This is a genomic window from Actinokineospora alba, from assembly GCF_004362515.1.
Taxonomy (GTDB): Bacteria; Actinomycetota; Actinomycetes; order Mycobacteriales; family Pseudonocardiaceae; genus Actinokineospora; species Actinokineospora alba.
In genome coordinates, this window is record NZ_SNXU01000001.1 from 6,846,875 (window position 1) to 6,866,240 (window position 19,366).

The window sequence follows — 19,366 nt, forward strand, 5'->3', positions numbered from 1 at the left end:
CGGGGGTTTGACAAGCCACAGTGAGGGTGAGGAGAGCGGGTCGGGGAATGTGCCTCGGCCCGCCATGATTCTTTGTTGGGGTTTGGTCAGGGCCAGGTTGCCACGTCGAGGGTGAAGATCGCGGTGCCGGATTGGCCGCGGGCGTTGGTGGCGGAGATGGTGATCGGGTAGCGGCCGGGTGGGGTGTCGGGGGCGGTGAAGATCCAGACCACCGCGCGGCCGCCCTCGTAGACGACGGTGGGACTGAACGTCACGCGTGATCCCGCGGGGGCGTCCCGCACGGCCAGGCGCACCGCTCCCCCGCCGGTCACCGTCACGCGGGTTTGGGCGGCGAAGCCCGCCTGGGCGGTTTCGGTGGCCGGGGTGAGCCACACCCGCGCCCCTCCTGGTTCGCGTTCCGGGGCGGTGATGGTCAGGGAGAAGAAGCAGCTGGCAAGTTCCCCGTCGATGTTTGTCGCGGTGACCGTGACCGGGTGGATTCCGCCGGGTGTCCAGCTTCCGCAGGCCACGGTGAGCCGGGTCGACCCGCCGGCCGCCAGCAGTGGGGGTGAGAAGGTCGCGGACACCCCGTCGGGCAGCCCGAGTGCGGCCATCGTGAGTGTCTGCGGGCGCGAGCCCGGCGTCGTGCCGATGACCACGGTGGCGCTGTCGTGCGCGTCCACCTTCACCGACAGGGAGTCGACGGACACGGTGAAGTCGCCCCGGGTGACGTGGGTGGGGAAGATCGACACTGGCGGGGAGTCTCCTGGGCTGCGGGGAGACCCACGATCGGGGCGGGTGGCCCGCTAAACAATCCGTACCCCGACAGGTATGGGTACGGATTGTTTGATCAACACACCTTCTGTCACGGCCGGTTGGTCAGAGCAGGGTCAGCTGCTCCTGGACCAACGGCGCCTCCGTCGGCGAGGGCAGGCTGCCGCGCGGCCAGGAAGGTTCGGCGCGGTCTTGGCCGGCGAAGCCGTGCGCGCGCAGCAGTGGGCCGACTCGGGTGCCGAGCGCGCGGCGGTAGGCGATGTCCGCGGTGCTGCGTGATCCGTAGATACGTCGGTACAACGGGACCAGTGCCGGATGATCACGTGCCAGCCACTTCGCGAACCATTCCTTCGCGCCTGGGCGCAGATGTAAAGGAAGCACTGTCACCCCGGTCGCGCCCGCTGCGGCGATCTCGGTGAGGAGGGAATCGAGCTGTTCGGTGGTGTCGGTGAGGCCCGGGAGGACCGGGGCGACGAAGACCGCGCACGGCAAACCGGCGTCGGTGATTCGGCGGACCAACTCGAGGCGAGCCTGCGGGGAGGCGGTGCCGGGTTCGAGTCCGCGCTGCAGTTCGCGGTCGAGCAGGGCGATGGAGACACCGACGCCCACCGGGACGTCGGAACTGACGGCCGTGAGCAGCGGTAGGTCTCGGGACAGGACCGTGCCCTTGGTCAGGATGGAGAACGGCGTCCCCGAGTCGGCCAGGGCACGGATGATCCCGGGCATCAGCGCGTAGCGCCCCTCGGCGCGCTGATAGGGATCGGTGTTTGTGCCCATGGCGACGTGTTCACGGGTCCAGCGCGGCGCGCGGAGCTGTTTGGCGAGGACTTCGGCGGCGTTGACCTTGACCACGATCTGGCTGTCGAAGTCGTGGCCCGCGTCGAGATCGAGATAGTTGTGCGTCCGCCGGGCGAAGCAGTTGTGGCTGACCACCCCGTCGGCGATGAAGTCGCCGGTGCCGGTGGTGATGTCGAACAGTGGCAGGTCGATGCCCAGCGCCTGGATCTCGACCACGCCGAGGCGGGCGGCGGACTTGATCGCGGCGTCGTCGATCGTGCGCTTGGCCGCGACAGCCGGGCCGATGGTGTGGAACAGGCGCAGGTGTTCGGCGAGCCCACCGTCGACGCGCACGCAGCAGCGTCCCTCGGGAGCCCTGCGTTCCTCGACCGCATGGTGGAAACCGAAGTGTGCCAACGCTTCGAGGACCGCGGCGGCGGCTTTCGCGCCGAGGTTGCGGAACCGGACGATCCGGTTGGCGAAAGTGCCGTCGCTGTCGAACACGCCCGCCAGCAGGCCCTTGCGCCACTCGTCGGTCGGTGCTTGCGGCCACGGGACCGGCAGGCTCTGCGCCAGGTCGCCGGTCAGATACTCGGCGACGCGCGCGTGGATCTCGGCGGCGGGTGCTCCCCCGCCGTCGCCGCGGGCGATTCCGCATAAGTAGCCGCGGCGGTAGTCGGCGGTGTCCTTGGGCGGGGCGGCGAAGCGGCCGGTGCCCATGAGTTTGTTGCCAGCGGTCAGGTGTGGGCGCCTGCCCGGGCCCGCGACGGTTCCGGTGACGTGTTTCCAGCCGCGTTCGGTGAGGAACCGGTGGTCGCCGCTGGCGATCAGCGACGTCCCGTCCTCCAAGGTGACCCGGTAGGCGGGCTTGACCGTGGACCAGTGGTCGCGCACCTCGGTCGGCACGTAGTGCCGGTAGCTGCCCCGGCGCTGCGTCCCATAGACGCGGTCGCCCACGCGCAGCGCCGAGATGGGCTTCGTGGAGCCGTCCGCCATGAGGATCGGGGTGTCGCCGTGCAGGCAGTAGCTGCACGCGTGCGAACACCCGCGATATGGGTTGACCGTCCACTGGAACGGCATCGGCGAGCCGCCCGGCACCCGGTTGAGCACGGACTTGGCCAGCACCTCGTGGAAGACCATGCCCGCGAACTCCGGCGTCCGCACGCTGCGCACCAGACCGGGCAGGCCGGGAAGGGCCTGCTCGTCCGCGCTCCCGACCCGCTGCCCATCCCATCGCACGAGGCCTAGTCGAACACATGTTCGAACACGGTGTCAACGACTCGATCGGTGGTTTACAAAAACCCAACCCTTGTCAAACCGGCTTTACAAAAGCTATGGTTTTGTCCAATCAGCATCCGGGAGGCGAGGGCAATGAGGCCAGGACAGGACACCGGGACCGTCTCGCAGAGTTCGACCGAGACGTGGACCGACGGCAAGCGGTACCTCTGGCTGATCGGCCTGGTGGTGCCCTCGCTGGCATTCCTCGCGATCGGCATGCACCAGCTCACCGACTGGGCGGTGTGGCTGTGGCTGGGACCGGTGGTGATCCTGGTGATCGTCCCCGCGATCGACCTCATCGCCGGGCTCGACCGGTCGAACCCCCCGGACGACGTGATCGAGGCGCTGGAGAAGGACAAGTACTACCGCTGGATCACCTACGCGTTCCTGCCGATCCAGTACGCGGGCTTCATCACCGCCTTCTACCTCATCGGCGGGGACAGCCTGTCGGTCGTCGAGAAGGTCGGCCTGGCCATCTCCATCGGCTGCATCGGCGGGATCGGCATCAACACCGCCCACGAACTCGGCCACAAGAAGGAGAGCCACGAGCGCTGGCTGTCCAAGATCGCCCTGGCGCAGAGCTTCTACGGCCACTTCTACATCGAGCACAACCGCGGCCACCACGTGCGGGTCGCGACGCCGGAGGACCCGGCCAGCAGCCGGATGGGCGAGAACCTCTACCAGTTCTGGCCGCGCACGGTCTTCGGCTCCGTCAAGAGCGCCTGGCACCTGGAGAAGAAGCGCTACGCCCGCCGCGACCAGCACCCGTTCCGCCTGGGCAACGACGTGCTCAACGCCTGGTTGATGTCCGCGGCGCTGTGGGGCGCGATGATCATCGCCTTCGGTGTCGGGATCCTGCCGTACCTGCTCATCCAGGCCGTGGTCGGCTTCTCGCTGCTCGAGGTCGTGAACTACCTGGAGCACTACGGGATGCTGCGGCAGCAGGTCGGCCCGCCGGATCGCCGCCGCTACGAGCGCGTCGCCCCGAGCCACAGTTGGAACTCCAACAACATCGCCACCAACGTTCTGCTTTATCACCTGCAGCGGCACAGCGACCACCACGCGAACCCGACGCGGCGCTACCAGACGCTGCGCGACTTCGAAGAGTCCCCGGTGCTGCCCACCGGCTACGCGGGCATGATCGTGCTCGCCATGATCCCGCCGGTGTGGCGCCGGGTCATGGACCCGCGGGTGGTCGCGCACTTCGGCGGCGACCTCACCAAGGCGAACATCTCACCCCGCAAGCGCGACAAGATCCTCGCCAAGTACGGCACGGCCACACCGTCGACCACGGACACGCCTGCGGACACCGCAGTCCGTGTACCCGCGAACCTGATCCACGTGGGCAAGTGCCCAGGTTGCGGCTACGTCTACGACGAAGCCGTCGGCGACCCGCGCGAAGGCTTCCCCGCGGGCACCCCGTGGAGCGCGGTGCCGGACAACTGGTGCTGCCCGGACTGCGGTGTGCGGGAGAAGATCGACTTCCTGCCGGTCACGAAGGTCGGTGTGTGATGCGGATCGTGGCCGATCGAGCCCGCTGCGAGGGCCTGGGCATGTGCGAGGCGATGGCGCCGGACTTCTTCGAGGTCGGTGACGACGGGACCGTGACGGTCCTCGACGGGACTCCCGGCGAGGAGCACCGCTCGGCGGTGCTGGCCGCGGTGGACGCCTGCCCGGTCCTCGCGCTGAGCCTGGACGGCTGAGCCGTGGACCTCGTCGTGGTCGGCGCCTCGCTCGCGGGGCTGCGCGCGGTGGAGTCGGCCCGCCGGGCGGGGCACACCGGGCCGATCACGCTGATCGGCGCGGAACCGCACCTGCCCTATGACCGGCCGCCGCTGTCCAAGGCTTTCCTCGACACCGACGGTCCGACCGAGGTTCGACCATTCCGCGACGAGGCCGACCTGCGCGACGAGCTCGGCGTGCGGCTGCTGTTGGGCACGCCCGCGCAAACGCTCGACCCGGTCGCCTGCGAGGTGTCAGTCGGGCGGCGGACGATCCCGTACGACGCGGTGATCATCGCGACCGGCGCGTCCCCACGACCGTTCCCGGGCACGTCCGGTATCGCGGGGGTGCACCAGTTGCGCACCGCCGACGACGCCGTCGCGATCCGGTCGGCGCTCGACAACGGGGCGCGGACAGTGGTGGTCGGCGCGGGCTTCATCGGCTCGGAGGTGGCCTCGGCGGCTCGGGCGCGCGGGCATGAGGTGACCGTCGTGGAGGCGGCTTCGCTGCCCCTGAGCCGGTCGATCGGAGTCGACGCGGGCACGGTGTGCGCGGACCTGCATCGCGCGAACGGGACGGACCTGCGGCTCGGTGTCGGCGTCGCGGCCATCGAGTCGGCCGACGGCCGGGTGACCGGTGTCCGGCTGGACGACGGGACCGTGCTGGACGCCGACCTGGTGGTGGTCGGAACCGGTGTGGCACCCGCGACCGGGTGGCTGCGCGGAAGCGGCGTCCCCCTGCACGAACGCGACGGCGGCGTGCTCTGCGACGAGACACTGTGGACCGGCGTGCCGGGCGTGTACGCGGCGGGCGACGTCGCGCACGTCCCCAACCCGCTCTTCGACGGCGACCTGATGCGGCTCGAACACTGGACCAACGCCGCGGAGCAGGGCGCGGCCGCCGCCCGGCACGCCCTCGACCCGGCGTCGGCGCGGGGGCTCGCGCCGGTCCCCTACTTCTGGTCGGACTGGTACGGCCACCGCATCCAGTTCGTCGGCACCCCGGACTGCGACGAAGTCCGGGTGGTGGACACCGATACGTTCACGGCTCTCTATCGCCGAGGAGACCGGATCGTGGGTGCGTTGACCGTCGACCGTCCGCGCGAGGTGATGAAGTTCCGCAAGCGCATCGCCGGGCGCGGCGACTGGTCGGAGGCGCTCGCTTTCAGCGCGCGGGAAGGTGCGGCTTAACATGAACGTCGTGACGATGGCCGAATCGACCGACGTCGCGGCCGGTGGCCCGCAGCGACAGCGCATCATCGCCGCCGCGGCCGCCCTCACCACCCGGTCGGGCTGGGCGTCGGTGACGATGTCGCGGCTCGCCGACGAGGTCGGGGTGAGCCGCCAGACGGTATACAACGAGATCGGGACCAAGCCCGCCCTGGCCAAGGCCATGGTGCTCGACGAGCTGGGGCGGTTCCTCTCGGTCGTCGACAAAGCGTTCGACGAACACCCCGAGGACCTGATCGTCGCGATCACCGCGGCGGTGCGTGGCGTCCTGGAACTGGCCGAGGGCAACACGCTGTTGCACGCCATCGTCTCCGCGACCCACGGCGCCGATACCGAACTGCTGCCGCTGCTGACCACCCACGCGGAGTCGCTGTTGAGCACCGCGAAAGCCGTCGTGGCCGACCGGATGCGCCCCTTCCGCCTCCCGTTCACCGCCTGGGAGTTCGACGCGGCGATCGACATGGTCGTGCGGGTGGTGCTCAGCCATGTGATGCAGCCTTCGGGCAGCCCGGAGGAAACCGCCGCCGACATCGCGTGGATCGCCCGGCGAGTGCTGTTCCCCTGATCCGCGGGCACGGACCAGTCCTGAGAGGATTGGGCGGTGGATGACTGGGAGACGCGGCCGATCCCGCGCGTGCGCGCGGACGACGAGCCTGAGCGCGCCTCCAAGGGCAGGCACACGGCGGGCCCGGATGGCGCGGGCCGTCGTCGTCGCCGCGATCCCGAGGACGAGATAGCGGTAACCGGCCACGGGCACGGACATGGACCGGCCACCCCTGCTTCGGCGCCGGTGCGGCGGCTCCTCGCGTTTCTGGTGACGCCGTTCGCCTTGGCCGCGATCATCGGGATGGTGCTGCTGTTCCCCACGGGCGACGGGCCTGAGGGTGTCGGGTCCGGCCAGGAACCGGTGCTCGGCACGGTGACCGCGGCGGAGGCCGGGCCGTGCCAGTTCGGCGGTCAGCCGGGCGCCGAGCCGAGTCCCGACCAGTGTCTGACGGTCACGGTGCAGATGACCGACGGGCAGGCCTCGGGCAGCGAGATCCGCACGGCCGTCCCCTTGGAACCGAGCACCCCACGCTTCGCCGTGGGCGACGACGTCGTCCTCAGCTACGGCGGCGGCGACCCGCTCAGCGGCGGCTCCTACCAACTCGTCGACTTCCAGCGCGGCACGCCCCTCGCCGTCCTCGCCCTCCTGTTCGCCGCCGCGGTGTTGGTCCTCGGGCGCTGGCAGGGGCTCAAGGCGCTGACCGGCCTGGGGCTGACGTTCGCGGTGCTGCTGCTGTTCGTGCTCCCGGCCATCCTCGGTGGGGAGAACCCGCTGCTGGTGGCGATCGCGGGGGCGGGCGTCATCATGTTCGCGGTCCTCTACCTGACCCACGGCTTCTCCGCGCGGACCACCACGGCGGTCTTGGGGACGATGGTCAGCCTGGCCCTCATCGGCGTGCTGAGCGCTCTCTTCGCGGCGGCGTCACGGCTGACCGGGCTGGACGAGGAGACAGCGAACCTGGTGGGGGCGCTGGGCACCGGCATAGACACGCGCGGGCTGCTGCTGGCGGGCATCGTGATCGGCGCCCTCGGTGTGCTCGACGACGTGACCGTCACCCAGACCAGTGCGGTGTGGGAGTTGCGGGCGGCGAACCCGACGCTGACTTGGCGGGAGCTCTACGCGGCGGGTTTGCGGATCGGCCGCGACCACGTGTCGTCGGCGGTCAACACGTTGGTGATGGCGTACGCGGGTGCGGCGCTGCCGGTGTTGCTGTACTCGTCGCTGTCGGATGTGGGCCTGGGCGCATTGCTGGGGTCACAGTCGATCGCACAGGAGATCGTGCGGACGCTGGTGGGCAGCATCGGGTTGGTGGCGGCGGTGCCGGTCACGACCGCGTTGGCCGCGTTGGTGGCGGTGCGGGAGGACTAGCCTGCCCCACCCACTGGTGCGCTGGTGCCTGTTTGGGTGGTTCGCCTTGATTCGGGGACCCCGGAGAAGGACCTGCGCGGGTAAAGCGGGCAGGATGACGAAACTGCCCCGCGCCACGCGAGTTTAGGTCCTTCTCCCCCCGAATCAAGGCGAACCACCCAAACAGGCCGTTGCGTTCTGCCCCTTGCGTTTTCGGGTGGGTAATGGTCGTGCACCAGCGGCCAAAGCCAGCCAGGCTATGGCAGATTCGCCACGAACCGGGTGATCGCCTCAGTGCGCAACCGCTGAGCCAACTTCCCCTGCGGCGCAACCGAAGCGAGCTGGAACAGCGGCCGCTCCGGCGCTGCCTCACCCCGGGCCTCCGCGCGCAGTTGGGCCACAAGCAGTTGCGAGAAAACCAATCCGCTCGTGTTCTCACTCCCCGCGAGCGCGTCCGCCAACCTCCGCAGGGCGAGGATGCCGAGTTCCCGGCCGCCCGTGCCCGAGTACGCCGCGAGCGCGATGTTGATGGACTTTCCCTTGGCGCCGACCAGAAGCCCGACCGTGCGCACACCGCGCACATCGGTCACCAACAAGTCGAGGCGTTCGACGGTCCGCAGGTCGACGGTCTTGCTGCCGATCGTCTCCGCCACCACGCGCGGGCCCTGCAGCCAGATCCGCCGACGCGCGGTCATCCAGGTCAGCAGGGCCAGCGTCCCGGCGACCACGGCCGCGGTGATCAAGCCCGGCGTCTGCCCGAAGATCAGGCCGACGACACCGCCGACTGCCGCGCCGAACAGCAGGGCGACCGCGACGGTCACGCAGCCTCGGCGCCGCGACGGGTCGGCCAGGGTCAGTGGGATCCGCTCCGGCTCGGCCGGAGGCTGGGGGGCGGTCATGGTCAGATGCCCCGGCCGCGGCCGCGGTGCGCCGATGACGGGTCGGTCAGGTCGATCATCCCGGTGAGGAACGGGTTGCTGACCCGCTCACGGCCGATCGTCGTGGTGGGCCCGTGTCCCGGGAGGACCACCGTCTCGTCGTCGAGCGGCAGGATCTTCGAGCGCAGCGACGCCGTCATCCGGTCCATCGACCCACCGGGCAGGTCCGTGCGGCCGATCGACCCCGCGAAGAGGGTGTCGCCGGAGAACAGCAGCAGGCCGCCCTCCTCGGTGGCCGAGCGGAACGCCACCGACCCCTCGGTGTGGCCGGGGGTGTGGTCGACGGTCAGCTTCAGGCCCGCGAGGTCGAGTTCGACCCCGTCGGTCATCTCCTTGACCTCGCTCGGCTCGCGCATTTCGAGGCGGCCGAAGAACGACGCGGCTTCCCGGCTCATGCCGCGCATCGGGTCGGTGAGCATGTACCGGTCGTCCGGGTGGATCCACGCGGGCACGTCGTTGCCGTCGCAGACCGGGGTCACCGAATAGGTGTGGTCGAGGTGCCCGTGGGTCAGCAGCACCGCGACCGGCGAGAGCCGGTGCTTGCGCAGCGCCTCGGCGATCGGCTCCTCAGCGTCCTGACCAGGGTCGATGATCACACACTGGCCGCCCTCCTCGGGCGCGACGAGGAAGCAGTTGGCCTGGAAGGCCCCAGTCGGAAAGCCGACGACGAGCACGGCGGAACCTCCGGTCGACGGATTCTTGGCAAGCTCTCAGCCTAGTGGGCCGTCCCACCACACGGTTCTTACCGGGGGTGCCCATAGACTGCGCGCCTGCCAGGAACGTGTAGGTCAGGGAGGGTGCCAGGTGCCGACTAACGAGCAGCGCAGAGAGGCGGCCAAGCGCAAGCTGGAACGTCAGCTGGCGAACAGGGCCGAGCGTGCGCGCAAGCGCCGGATGTTCGGTGTGGTGGGCACCGTGGTGGCCGTCGTGGCCGTCGTGGGTCTTGTCTATTGGCTCGCCAACCGCAGCGACGACCCGGTCACCCCGGCGGACGCCTCCACCTCGCCGAGCGCCGACGCCGAGGCGCCGGTGGACACCCCGGCGAACATCCCGACCGCGCTGGCGCCCGCGCCGAAGCGTCCGAAGGCGCTGCCCGCAAAGGTCACCTGCGAGTACCCGGCCGAGGCGGGCAAGCCCGCGGCCAAGCCCGTGCAGGCGCCGCCCACGGCCGACATCTCCGCCGAGGGCACCGTCGTGGCGACCGCGAACATCGCGGGCGGCGACGTCAAGCTGACCCTGGACCGCACGCTCGCGCCGTGCGCGGTGAACAGCTTCGTGAGCCTGGCCAAGCAGGGCTACTTCAACGACACCCGCTGCCACCGCCTCACCACCAGCGACGGCCTGCAGGTCCTGCAGTGCGGCGACCCGTCGGCCTCCGGCAGCGGCGGCCCCGGCTACAGCTTCGACGACGAGGTCTTCCCCGAGCTGAAGTACGGCCGCGGCATCCTCGCCATGGCGAACGCGGGCAAGAACCCGCAGACGAACAAGGGCACCAACGGCAGCCAGTTCTTCATCGTCTACGGCACCGCCGAACTGCCCCCGAATTACTCCGCCTTCGGCACGATCGACGCCGAGAGCCTCAAGAAGATCGACGAGATCGCCAAGAAGGGCACCACCCGCAAGGGCTCGCCGGGCGACGGCTCGCCGAAGGACGCGGTCACCATCAGCACGGTGTCGGTGGCCTGAGCATGAACCGCACCGCCGCGACCGGGCTGCTCCTCGCCTGCCTGACCCTGACCGCCTGCGGGTCGGGTGTGTCGGGCAGCCCGGTCGGGGTGGACTCGGCCCCGACCACGTCGGAGAAGTCGTCTGCCTCCGCGCAGGCGACCTCCGCCGGAGACGGGACGCCATGCCGGTACAAGACCAGCACCGGCCAGCCCGCGCCTGAGGGCAAGGACGTCGGCAAACCGGCCGAGCGGGCGAAGGACAAGCCCGCCACGGTGACGCTCACGACCAACCTGGGCGCCATCGCGATCACCCTGGCGACCGACACGGCGCCGTGCACCAGCCGCAGCATCGCCCACCTGGCGGCGAAGAAGTACTTCGACGACAGCCCGTGCCATCGGCTCACCGCCGCCGAGAGCCTGTCGGTCCTGCAGTGCGGGGACCCGACCGGCCAGGGCACCGGCGGCCCGGGATACACGGTGCAGGACGAGAACCCGGGCAACCTCAAGCCCTCCGGCGTCGGGGAGACGGTGATCTACCCGCGCGGCACGGTCGCGATGGCCAACACCGGCCGCCCGAACAGTGGCGGAAGCCAGTTCTTCCTGGTCTACCGCGACTCCAAGCTGCCCCCGACCTATGCGGTCCTCGGCACCGTCGACGACAAGGGCCTCGCGGTGCTGGACAAGATCGCCGCGGGTGGCGTCACGCCACAGATGGGCGAGCAGGACGGCGCACCGACCGTGCCGGTCAAGATCCAGAAGGCCACGGTCGAGGACTAGGCCCAGGTGACCGACCGCTGGGAGCAGTACCTCTACGAGCAGCACTCGGCCGAACAGCTGGCCACGTGGGCGGTCAGCCTGCGCTATTTCCGGTTCTGCCGGGCCTTCGGCGGCCACGCGGGCGACGGCGACCAGCTCAGGGTCGCCCTCGCGGTCGACTCCCGAGACGACCTGGACACGATCCTCGCCGCGCTCGGCATCCCGCTGACCATCCTCCCGGCGGACGAGCCGCGACCGGTCGCGGGCCAGTCCTACACCGGGGCCGAGTACGCCCGGTTCCGGGACGCGATCGACCAGTTCCCCGACGTCGCCCAGCCCAGCCATGTGCGGCTGGCCGGTGGAAAAGCGTTCGCGTGGGTTTCCCGCGGCCGACTCACCGTGTCGATCACCGATGAGGACGACATCTGGTCGGTCACCGACGCGGCCGTCGAGGTGGCGCGGCGGGTGGAGCCGATGATCGACCCGATCGCGAACCACGTCATCGACCCGCCGGGACACGACCGACACTGCGTCTGCCCGACGTACTACCCGGAATTCTGGGCGACCTGACTGTCGTACCCCGCTGTCACACTCGGTGGATGACCTATCGGGAGTGGCCGGTCGACCGCCCAGGCATCGCCTGCGTGTGGTCGCGGAGCCTGGCCTCGGCCGCCACCCACCGCATCGTCCCCGACGGGTGCGCCGACGTGATCTGGGAGCGGGAGACCGGCAGGCTCTTCGTGGCGGGCCCGGACACCGCGGCGCAGCTCGGCACCTCGGAACCCGGGACCATGGTCGGGCTGCGGTTCGAACCGGGAGCCATCGCCTTGGGCGTCCCCGCCGACGAGTTACGCGACGGAAGAATCGATCTCGACGCCTTCCGCCGCGACGGCCGGGAGTTGGCCGAGCGGCTTGGTGCGGCCGAGCATCCGCATGAGGTGTTGCTCGACGCGTTCCCCGCCCACGTCGACCCGATGATCGACCAGGTCCGGGACCTGGCCGAGCGCACCGGATCGGTGCGGGCCATCGCGGATGCCGTGGGGCTTGGGGAACGTCAGCTCCGGCGGCGCAGCCTCGCGGCGTTCGGGTACGGGCCCAAGGTCCTGCACCGCGTCCTGCGCTTCGACCGGGCGGTGCGGCGGGCCAGGGCGGGACAGCCGTTCGCCGACGTCGCCTACCGCGAGGGCTACACCGACCAGGCGCACCTGGCCCGCGAGGTGAAGGCGCTGGCGGGCACCACGCTCACCGCGTTGACCGGCCGTACACCTCCAACGTCCTGAGCGCGTTCACCGTCAGCACCCCGGCCCACTCGAACTCCGTCACCGGCGTCCAGATGGCCCACTTCGGCCGCCACCCGCCGTCCTCGTGCTGGGCCATCACCAGGGCGTCCAGACTCACCTCAAGCTCGGCGGAGGTGAACCAGCGGGCGGCGAGACTGTCCGGTGTGGACGCGTAGTCGTGCGGGTCGTGCAGCTCCCCCTCGGCGAAGCCGGGCGGGACGATGCCGGTGCCGCCGAGTCGCACCAGCCCGTTGTCGCGGACCATCGTCCCGATGTGCTCGGCCGCCTTCTCCGCCCGGGCCCGGTCGGGGGCGTGGTCGAGGAACTCCACGCAGGCCAGGGCCTCATATGGGTGCGTCGCCGTCAGGGCCTCGATGCGGGGCCAGCAGAACTCGGCCGCCCGGTCGACCCACGGGTGCTCGACACCCGCGCGCCACAGGGCTCCGACGAGGTTCGCCGTGGGCAGCAGCGAGCCCTCGTAGGTCTCCGGGACCTCCCACCACGGCGCCCTCGGGTAGTCGCGGGCGTTGGGGTGGACGAACGGGACACCCCCGTCCGGGGCGCTGATGGACTCCAGGTAGTCCGCGACCCCGTCAGGCGAGGCGCCGACCTCATGCAGGATGTTCAACGCCGACAGCACGGTCACCGGCTGGCTGCCCGGGCCGCGACCGTCGGGCTCCAGCGCGTTGCCGTAGCCGCCGTCGGGGTTGCGGTACGCCTCCAAGGCCGCGACGACAGCCGACGCGTCGCCGGCGCCGAAGAGGAACTCGAACCGCCTGCGGTCGAGCAGTCGGGCGTTGAGCAGGACGAACTTTTCAGCACGGTCGAAGGAAGTCACCGAACCAACGTAACTCCGTGCGCACGTCCGGTCTTGTACGAAACGGACACCGCTAAGACGCGGACGTCACCCGGTAGACGTCGTAGACGCCCTCGATGCTGCGGACCGCCTTGAGCACGTGCCCCAGGTGCTTCGGGTCGCCCATCTCGAACGAGAAGCGCGACACCGCCACCCGGTCGCGCGAGGTCGTCACCGAGGCGGAGAGGATGTTGACCTTCTCGTCGGCCAGCACCTTCGTCACGTCCGACAGCAGCCGGTGCCGGTCGAGCGCCTCGACCTGGATGGCGACCAGGAACACCGACGACTCCGACGGCGCCCACTCGACCTCCAGCAGCCGCTCGGGCGATTCGAGAAGTTCGCCCGCGTTGGTGCAGTCGGTGCGGTGCACGCTGACGCCGCCGCCGCGGGTGACGAAACCCAGGATGTCGTCGCCGGGCACCGGGGTGCAGCAGCGGGCCAGCTTGACCCACACGTCGCTGGCGTCCTTGACGACCACGCCCGCGTCACCGGAGGCGCGGCGCCGGGTGATCGTGGACGGTGTCGCGCGCTCGGCCAGCTCCTCCTCGGCGTGCTCGACCCCGCCGAGCAGGGCCACCAGCCGCTGCACGACGTGGCGGGCCGAGGTGTGGCCCTCCCCCACCGCCGCGTACAGGGCGCTGACCTCGGGATAGCGCAGTTCACGGGCCAGGGCGTTCACCGATTCGGCCGACACGAGCCGCTGCATGGGCAGGCCGACCCGGCGCACCTCCTTGGTGATCGCGTCCTTGCCCGCCTCGATCGCCTCTTCCTTGCGCTCCTTGGCGAACCACTGCTTGATCTTCGCCCGCGCGCGCGGCGACCCGGCGAAGGCCAGCCAGTCGCGCGACGGGCCCGCGCCCTCGGCCTTCGAGGTGAAGATCTCGATGACCTCGCCGTTCTCCAGCTTCCGCTCGAGCGCGACCAGCCTGCCGTTGACCCGGGCGCCGATGCACCGGTGCCCGACCTCGGTGTGCACGGCGTAGGCGAAGTCGACCGGCGTGGACCCGGCGGGCAGCGTGACGACGTCGCCCTTCGGGGTGAAGACGAAGATCTCGCGGGCCGCCAGGTCGTAGCGCAGCGACTCCAGGAACTCCCCCGGGTCGGCCGCCTCACGCTGCCAGTCGAGCAGCTGGCGCATCCACGCCATCTCGTCGACGTCGGTGCCGCTGTGGGTGCCCCTGGTCTCCTTGTAGCGCCAGTGCGCGGCGATGCCGTACTCGGCGGTGCGGTGCATCTCGTGCGTGCGGATCTGCACTTCCAGCGGCTTGCCGTCCGGGCCGATCACCGTGGTGTGCAGCGACTGGTAGACGCCGAAGCGCGGCTGGGCGATGTAGTCCTTGAACCGGCCCGGCATCGGCTGCCACAGCGCGTGCACGACGCCCATGGCGGCGTAGCAGTCACGCACGTCGTCGACCAGGATGCGCACGCCGACCAGGTCATGGATGTCGTCGAAGTCGCGGCCGCGGACGATCATCTTCTGGTGGATCGAGTAGTAGTGCTTGGGCCTGCCCTCGACCTTCGCGGTGATCCGCGAGCCCTGCAGGTCGGCGCCGAGCTGCTCGACGACGGTGCGCAGATAGGTGTCGCGCGAGGGCGCCCGGTTCGCCACGAGCCGGACGATCTCGTCGTACTTCTTGGGCTGCAGGATGGCGAACGCCAGGTCCTCCAGCTCCCACTTGACCGTGGCCATGCCGAGGCGGTGCGCCAGCGGGGCCAGCACCTCGAGGGTCTCGCGGGCCTTCTTGGCCTGCTTCTCCGGCGGCAGGAACCGCATGGTGCGCATGTTGTGCAGCCGGTCTGCCAGCTTGATGACCAGCACGCGCGGGTCGCGCGCCATGGCGATGACCATCTTGCGGATGGTCTCGGCCTCGGCGGCGGAGCCGAGCTGCACCTTGTCGAGCTTGGTGACGCCGTCGACCAGGTGCGCGACCTCGTCGCCGAAGTCGGCGCGCAGGCTGTCGATGGAGTAGTCGGTGTCCTCGACGGTGTCGTGCAGCAGAGCCGCGACCAGCGTCGTGGTGTCCATGCCCAGCTCGGCCAGGATCGTCGCCACGGCCAGCGGGTGGGTGATGTACGGGTCGCCGGACTTGCGCCGCTGGCTGCGGTGCGCTTCCTCGGCGACGTCGTAGGCGTGCTGCAGCAGCGCGAGGTCGGCCTTGGGGTGCAGCTCGCGGTGGACCGCGGCCAGCGGCTCCAGGACCTGCTTGACCGGCGCGGCACGCTGCGCGGTGATGCGCCGGGCCAGGCGCGCTCGGACTCGGCGGGTGGCGGACGGTTCCCGTCCTGCGGGCGTCAGCGGCTCATGGGCCCCTGGGGCCGCGCTGTCTACCTCATGGGACAACCGTGCTCCCGGCAAGTTCGGTCGCCAGTGGCGAACGACTCCCGGGTCACTCGTGTGACCCGGATACCGAGGATAACGCCGGAACGGGTGACGAACTTCCGCTGGGGCGCTGAAACGCCCATGTCAGACGACGAGCAGCGAGCGCAAGTTGTGCCCTGCAAGTCGCTCACGACCGCCCAGCGCGGCGATTTCCACGACGACCGCCACCGCGGCGACCTTCGCGCCCGCCCGGTCCACCAGGCCCGCGGCGGCCTCGATCGTGCCGCCGGTGGCCAGCACGTCGTCGATGATGACGACGTTCGCACCGGGCTCGACCACGCCTTCGGGCAGCTCGAAGGTGGCCGTGCCGTATTCGAGGGAGTAGGTGACGCTGTCGGCCACGACCGGCAGCTTGCCGGGCTTGCGGACCGTGACCAGCCCGAATCCGTGCACCGCGGCCAGCGCGGCGCCGAACAGGAAACCGCGGGCCTCCAGCGCGACCACCGTGCTGACGCCGTCCGGGATCTCGGCGGCGAAAGCGTCGGTGACCGCGCGGAACGCGTCCGCGTCCGCCAGCAGCGGACTCAGGTCGCGGAAGAGCACCCCTGGTTCCGGGAAGTCGGGGACTTCCCGGACCAGGGTGAGCGCGTCTTCCAGGCGCACGTCAGCGCCGCTTCTTGCCCGTCGGCCTGCCGGAGGGCTTGCGTCGGGCGTCGGAGGCCTTCGGCGTGCGCGACGGGACACCCGCCGCGATCGCCATGGCCTTCTCCCGACGCAGTTCGGCGTTGAGCGCCTCGTCGTCGGACAGATCCGTCTCGGCCTCGTCGGTGCCTTCGGCGGTCTCCGCCTTGCGGGCGACGTTCGCGCGGCGCTGGGCCACGCGCTCGGCCTGCTGCTTGTACTTCGACTCGGTCATCTTCAGGTCGACCAGCAGCGGCGTCGCCAGGAAGATCGACGACAGCACACCGGCGACCATGCCCGCGGCCATGATGAGCGCCAGGTCGCCGAGGGTGCCGACACCGAGCACACCGACACCGATCACCAGCAGCCCGAGGACCGGGAGCAGCGCGATGATCGAGGTGTTGACCGAGCGCATCAGCACCTGGTTCAGGGCGAGGTTCGCTGTCTCGGCGTAGGTGCGCCGAGTCAGTCCGAGCAGGCCGCGGGTGTTCTCCTTGACCTTGTCGAACACCACGACCGTGTCGTAGAGCGAGAAGCCGAGGATGGTCAGCAGACCGATCACCGTCGCGGGCGTGACCTCGAAGCCGACGATCGAGTAGATGCCCGCGGCCACGATGACGTCGTGGAACAGCGCGACGAGCGCCGAGACCGCCATCCACTTCTCGAAGTACACCGCGAGGAAGATCGTCACCAGGACCATGAACACGCCCAGCGCGATCAGCGCCTGACGCGAGATCTCCCCGCCCCAGGTGCCCGACACCGCGCTGTCGCTGATCACCGCGACAGTGGACTCACCACTGGGCGACTGCGGCTTGAGCTGCTCGAACAACGCGTTCTTGACCAGGCGGACCTGGTCGACGGTCAGCGCTTCGGACTTGATCTGGATGGTCGCGTTGGCACCGGTGCCGACCAGCTGGACTGCGGCCGGGTCCTGGTTGATCGCCTCCTTGAAGACGGTCTCCACCCGCTCGGTCGAGATCTGTCCGGACGCGCTCGCCGACGGCAGCTGGATCTTGGTTCCGCCCTCGAAGTCGATGCCGAGGTTGAACCACCGGAAGATGATCGACGCGACGCACACGAGCATCAGCGCACCGAAGATCACATACCAGCGCTTGCGCTTGCCGACGATGTCGAACGCCCCGTTGCCGAGGTAGAGCCGCTCGAAGACACTCTGCTTCTTGGTCGACACGTCACACTTCCTTCGCGGCGGTGCCAGCGCCGACCCGCGCCGCACGCAGGGTCTGCTGGTTCCGCTGGACGGCTCCGAGGCCGGAGAGCTTCGAGTTGGACAGCCACTTGGACTTCGACGCGAGCGCCACCAGCGGGTGAGTTACGAAGAAGACCACGATCAGGTCGAGCACGGTGGCCATGCCCAGCGTGAACGCGAAGCCCTTGACCTGGCCGACGGCCAGGATGTAGAGCACCGCGGCGGCCAGGAACTGGATCGCGTCGGCGGAGAGGATCGTGCGCCGGGCCCGGACCCACGCGCGCGGCACGCCGGACCGGAAGGACCTGCCTTCGCGCACTTCGTCTTTGAGTCGTTCGAAGAAGATGACGAACGAGTCCGCGGTGATACCGATCGCCACGATGAACCCGGCGATGCCCGCGAGGTCGAGGGTGAACCCGACCCAGCGACCCAGGAGCACCAGCACGCCGTAGACGACGACCGCGGACAGCACCAGCGACAGGATCGTCAGCACACCGAGCAGGCGGTAATAGAACAAGCAGTAGATGAAGACCAGCAGCAGACCGATGCCACCGGCGATCAGACCGGCCTCCATCGAGGCCAGGCCGAGGGTCGCCGACACGGTCTCGGCCTCGGAGGACTCGAAGGACAGCGGCAGCGAGCCGAACTTCAGCACGTTGGCCAGCTTCTGCGCCTCGGCGGTCTTGAAGCCGCCCTCGCCGCCGGTGATCTGGGTGTCGCCGTTGATGGCGCCCTGGATGGTCGGCGCGGAGACGACCGCGGTGTCGAGCACGAACGCGGCGCGCTGCTGGACATGGGCGGCGGTGTACTCCGACCAGATCCGGGCGCCCTCGCTCCGGAAGCTGACGCTGACGACGTTGCCGACGCCCTGCGGGTCCGGCTGCGAGATGGCGTTGTCGATCTCGCTGCCCTCGAGGAACGACGGGCCGAGGATGAACTTCTCGACACCGTCCTGGTCACACGTGGCCAGCGGGAGCTTCGGGTCGTCGTTGCCGATCAGCGGGTCTTTCCGGCCGCAGTCGAGCGTGGCCAGCGCGGCCTGCTGCAGCGCGGCGTCCGCGGGCGCCTCGGCGCCGTCGGCGCCCTTGCCCGGCGCGAGCTTCGGGTCCTGGCGGCACGCCTTGGCGGCGGTGATCAGCTGCCCGACCGGGGTCTTCTGGTCGTTGAGCAGCGCGGCGTACTTGGTGCAGGCGTTGTCAGCAGCAGGCGGCTGCGCGGGCTGCGACGGCGGCGCGGGCTGCGACGGCGCGGGCTGCGCGGCCGGAGCCGGACGGCCCTGCGGCGCACCCGAGGTGGGCGCACCGGCCGACGGCGCGGGCGCCGACGTGGGGGCACCGCTCGCGGGCGGCTGCACAGTCCCGGAGGCGGGCGGCTGCACGGTCCCGGACGGCGGCGGGGCCTGCTCGGCCGGGGCGGCGGGAAGCGCGCCGATCACGGGACGGAACCGGAGCTGCGCGGGCTGCGCGAGGTCCTTGGCCTTCTCACCCTGCTCACCGGGGACGGTGATGATGATGTTGTTGCCGTCGAGGATGACTTCGGCGCCGCTGACACCGGTGCCGTTGACCCGCTCCTCGATGATCTCTCGAGCCAGGTTGAGCGACTCTTTGGACGGCTCGCCGGTCTCGGTGCGCGCGGTCAGCGAGACACGAGTACCACCCTGCAGGTCGATGCCCAGTTTGGGCTTCGCCTGATGGTCGCCGGTGGCGAACACCAGGGCATACAGGACAACGACGATTGCTATGAAGAACGCCAAATAGCGTCCTGGGCGGATCTGCCCGGCCGGTGGTGCCACGGTCGGTCCGTCTCCTCGGCTAGCTTCGGATGTGAACGCATGACTCCCGCGCGCTGGGGGCCAAGCGAAGTGCGGCTGACCAGTGTGTTTGGTCATGACACTGCGCCCGCACCCGAGTCACACATGTGGGTGAGGGCGCAGCGTACCTCTTGCGGCGTGAACCCAGTGTTGCGCGGGTCACTGTCCGCCTGCGTCGGGTTCCGGGCCGTGGCCCGG

The 19,366-nt window shown here is 70.0% G+C and carries 18 protein-coding genes; 9 read left to right on the plus strand and 9 right to left on the minus strand.

Translation table 11 applies throughout. From position 1 onward, the window contains the following. Nucleotides 1-86: 86 nt before the first annotated feature. Both C8E96_RS30840 and C8E96_RS30845 read right to left on the minus strand, forming a co-directional pair. The gene (locus tag C8E96_RS30840) at nucleotides 87-731 is read right to left on the minus strand and encodes a hypothetical protein (protein WP_091380845.1); all 645 of its coding nucleotides are present in this window, start codon (nucleotides 729-731) and stop codon (nucleotides 87-89) included. Nucleotides 732-858: 127 nt separating this feature from the next. After that, nucleotides 859-2,769, minus strand: coding sequence for an intein-containing Rv2578c family radical SAM protein (locus tag C8E96_RS30845; RefSeq protein WP_091380848.1), 1,911 nt, complete (start codon nucleotides 2,767-2,769; stop codon nucleotides 859-861). 132 nt (nucleotides 2,770-2,901) lie between these two features. Here C8E96_RS30845 and C8E96_RS30850 point away from each other — a divergent pair, with 132 nt between their 5' ends. The 5 genes from C8E96_RS30850 to C8E96_RS30870 are packed head-to-tail and all read left to right on the plus strand — an operon-like array spanning nucleotide 2,902 to nucleotide 7,674. Beyond that, nucleotides 2,902-4,320, plus strand: a complete 1,419-nt coding sequence (locus C8E96_RS30850) for a fatty acid desaturase (protein WP_091380851.1) — start codon at nucleotides 2,902-2,904, stop codon at nucleotides 4,318-4,320. After that, the gene (locus C8E96_RS30855) at nucleotides 4,320-4,511 is read left to right on the plus strand and encodes a ferredoxin (RefSeq protein WP_091380854.1); all 192 of its coding nucleotides are present in this window, start codon (nucleotides 4,320-4,322) and stop codon (nucleotides 4,509-4,511) included. The genes C8E96_RS30850 and C8E96_RS30855 overlap by 1 nt, the downstream gene beginning before the upstream one ends. A 3-nt stretch (nucleotides 4,512-4,514) precedes the next feature. Next, the gene (locus tag C8E96_RS30860) at nucleotides 4,515-5,720 is read left to right on the plus strand and encodes an NAD(P)/FAD-dependent oxidoreductase (RefSeq protein ID WP_091380857.1); all 1,206 of its coding nucleotides are present in this window, start codon (nucleotides 4,515-4,517) and stop codon (nucleotides 5,718-5,720) included. A gap of 1 nt (nucleotide 5,721) precedes the next feature. Then, the gene (locus C8E96_RS30865) at nucleotides 5,722-6,324 is read left to right on the plus strand and encodes a TetR family transcriptional regulator (protein ID WP_091380860.1); all 603 of its coding nucleotides are present in this window, start codon (nucleotides 5,722-5,724) and stop codon (nucleotides 6,322-6,324) included. Nucleotides 6,325-6,360: 36 nt separating this feature from the next. Then, on the plus strand, nucleotides 6,361-7,674 hold the full coding sequence (locus C8E96_RS30870; RefSeq protein ID WP_176926811.1) for a YibE/F family protein: 1,314 nt from the start codon (nucleotides 6,361-6,363) through the stop codon (nucleotides 7,672-7,674). Nucleotides 7,675-7,910: 236 nt separating this feature from the next. Here C8E96_RS30870 and C8E96_RS30875 read toward each other — a convergent pair whose 3' ends face one another. Beyond that, complete coding sequence (locus tag C8E96_RS30875) at nucleotides 7,911-8,552, minus strand: hypothetical protein (RefSeq protein WP_091380866.1); 642 nt, start codon at nucleotides 8,550-8,552, stop codon at nucleotides 7,911-7,913. A 2-nt stretch (nucleotides 8,553-8,554) separates the two neighbouring features. After that, a complete protein-coding gene (locus C8E96_RS30880) occupies nucleotides 8,555-9,265 on the minus strand; it encodes an MBL fold metallo-hydrolase (RefSeq protein WP_091380869.1) in 711 nt (236 codons plus the stop codon). A gap of 130 nt (nucleotides 9,266-9,395) precedes the next feature. On the opposite strand from C8E96_RS30880, the gene C8E96_RS30885 reads away from it, so the two are divergent. The 4 genes from C8E96_RS30885 to C8E96_RS30900 are packed head-to-tail and all read left to right on the plus strand — an operon-like array spanning nucleotide 9,396 to nucleotide 12,294. Further along, nucleotides 9,396-10,277: a peptidylprolyl isomerase gene (locus tag C8E96_RS30885; protein WP_176926812.1), complete on the plus strand. Its 882-nt coding sequence runs from the start codon at nucleotides 9,396-9,398 to the stop codon at nucleotides 10,275-10,277. A 2-nt stretch (nucleotides 10,278-10,279) separates the two neighbouring features. Continuing rightward, a complete protein-coding gene (locus C8E96_RS30890; RefSeq protein ID WP_091380873.1) occupies nucleotides 10,280-11,035 on the plus strand; it encodes a peptidylprolyl isomerase in 756 nt (251 codons plus the stop codon). 6 nt (nucleotides 11,036-11,041) lie between these two features. After that, nucleotides 11,042-11,584 carry a hypothetical protein gene (locus C8E96_RS30895; RefSeq protein ID WP_091380875.1) on the plus strand — a complete coding sequence of 181 codons (543 nt, stop codon included), beginning with the start codon at nucleotides 11,042-11,044 and terminating at the stop codon, nucleotides 11,582-11,584. Nucleotides 11,585-11,613: 29 nt separating this feature from the next. Further along, nucleotides 11,614-12,294, plus strand: a complete 681-nt coding sequence (locus tag C8E96_RS30900; RefSeq protein WP_091380877.1) for a helix-turn-helix domain-containing protein — start codon at nucleotides 11,614-11,616, stop codon at nucleotides 12,292-12,294. On the opposite strand, the gene C8E96_RS30905 is transcribed toward C8E96_RS30900, so the two are convergent. The 5 genes from C8E96_RS30905 to secD all read right to left on the minus strand — a co-directional run bounded on the left by C8E96_RS30905 (nucleotide 12,257) and on the right by secD (nucleotide 19,150). Further along, nucleotides 12,257-13,132, minus strand: a complete 876-nt coding sequence (locus tag C8E96_RS30905) for a hypothetical protein (RefSeq protein ID WP_091380880.1) — start codon at nucleotides 13,130-13,132, stop codon at nucleotides 12,257-12,259. The two genes, C8E96_RS30900 and C8E96_RS30905, sit on opposite strands and share 38 nt — an antisense overlap. 52 nt (nucleotides 13,133-13,184) lie before the next feature. Next, complete coding sequence (locus C8E96_RS30910) at nucleotides 13,185-15,491, minus strand: RelA/SpoT family protein (RefSeq protein ID WP_091380882.1); 2,307 nt, start codon at nucleotides 15,489-15,491, stop codon at nucleotides 13,185-13,187. A gap of 123 nt (nucleotides 15,492-15,614) precedes the next feature. Beyond that, nucleotides 15,615-16,133 carry an adenine phosphoribosyltransferase gene (locus tag C8E96_RS30915; protein WP_091380885.1) on the minus strand — a complete coding sequence of 173 codons (519 nt, stop codon included), beginning with the start codon at nucleotides 16,131-16,133 and terminating at the stop codon, nucleotides 15,615-15,617. Nucleotide 16,134: 1 nt separating this feature from the next. Continuing rightward, the gene (secF, locus tag C8E96_RS30920) at nucleotides 16,135-17,340 is read right to left on the minus strand and encodes a protein translocase subunit SecF (protein ID WP_091380888.1); all 1,206 of its coding nucleotides are present in this window, start codon (nucleotides 17,338-17,340) and stop codon (nucleotides 16,135-16,137) included. Between the two features lies 1 nt (nucleotide 17,341). Then, a complete protein-coding gene (secD, locus tag C8E96_RS30925) occupies nucleotides 17,342-19,150 on the minus strand; it encodes a protein translocase subunit SecD (RefSeq protein ID WP_091380891.1) in 1,809 nt (602 codons plus the stop codon). Between the last annotated feature and the right edge of the window lie 216 nt (nucleotides 19,151-19,366).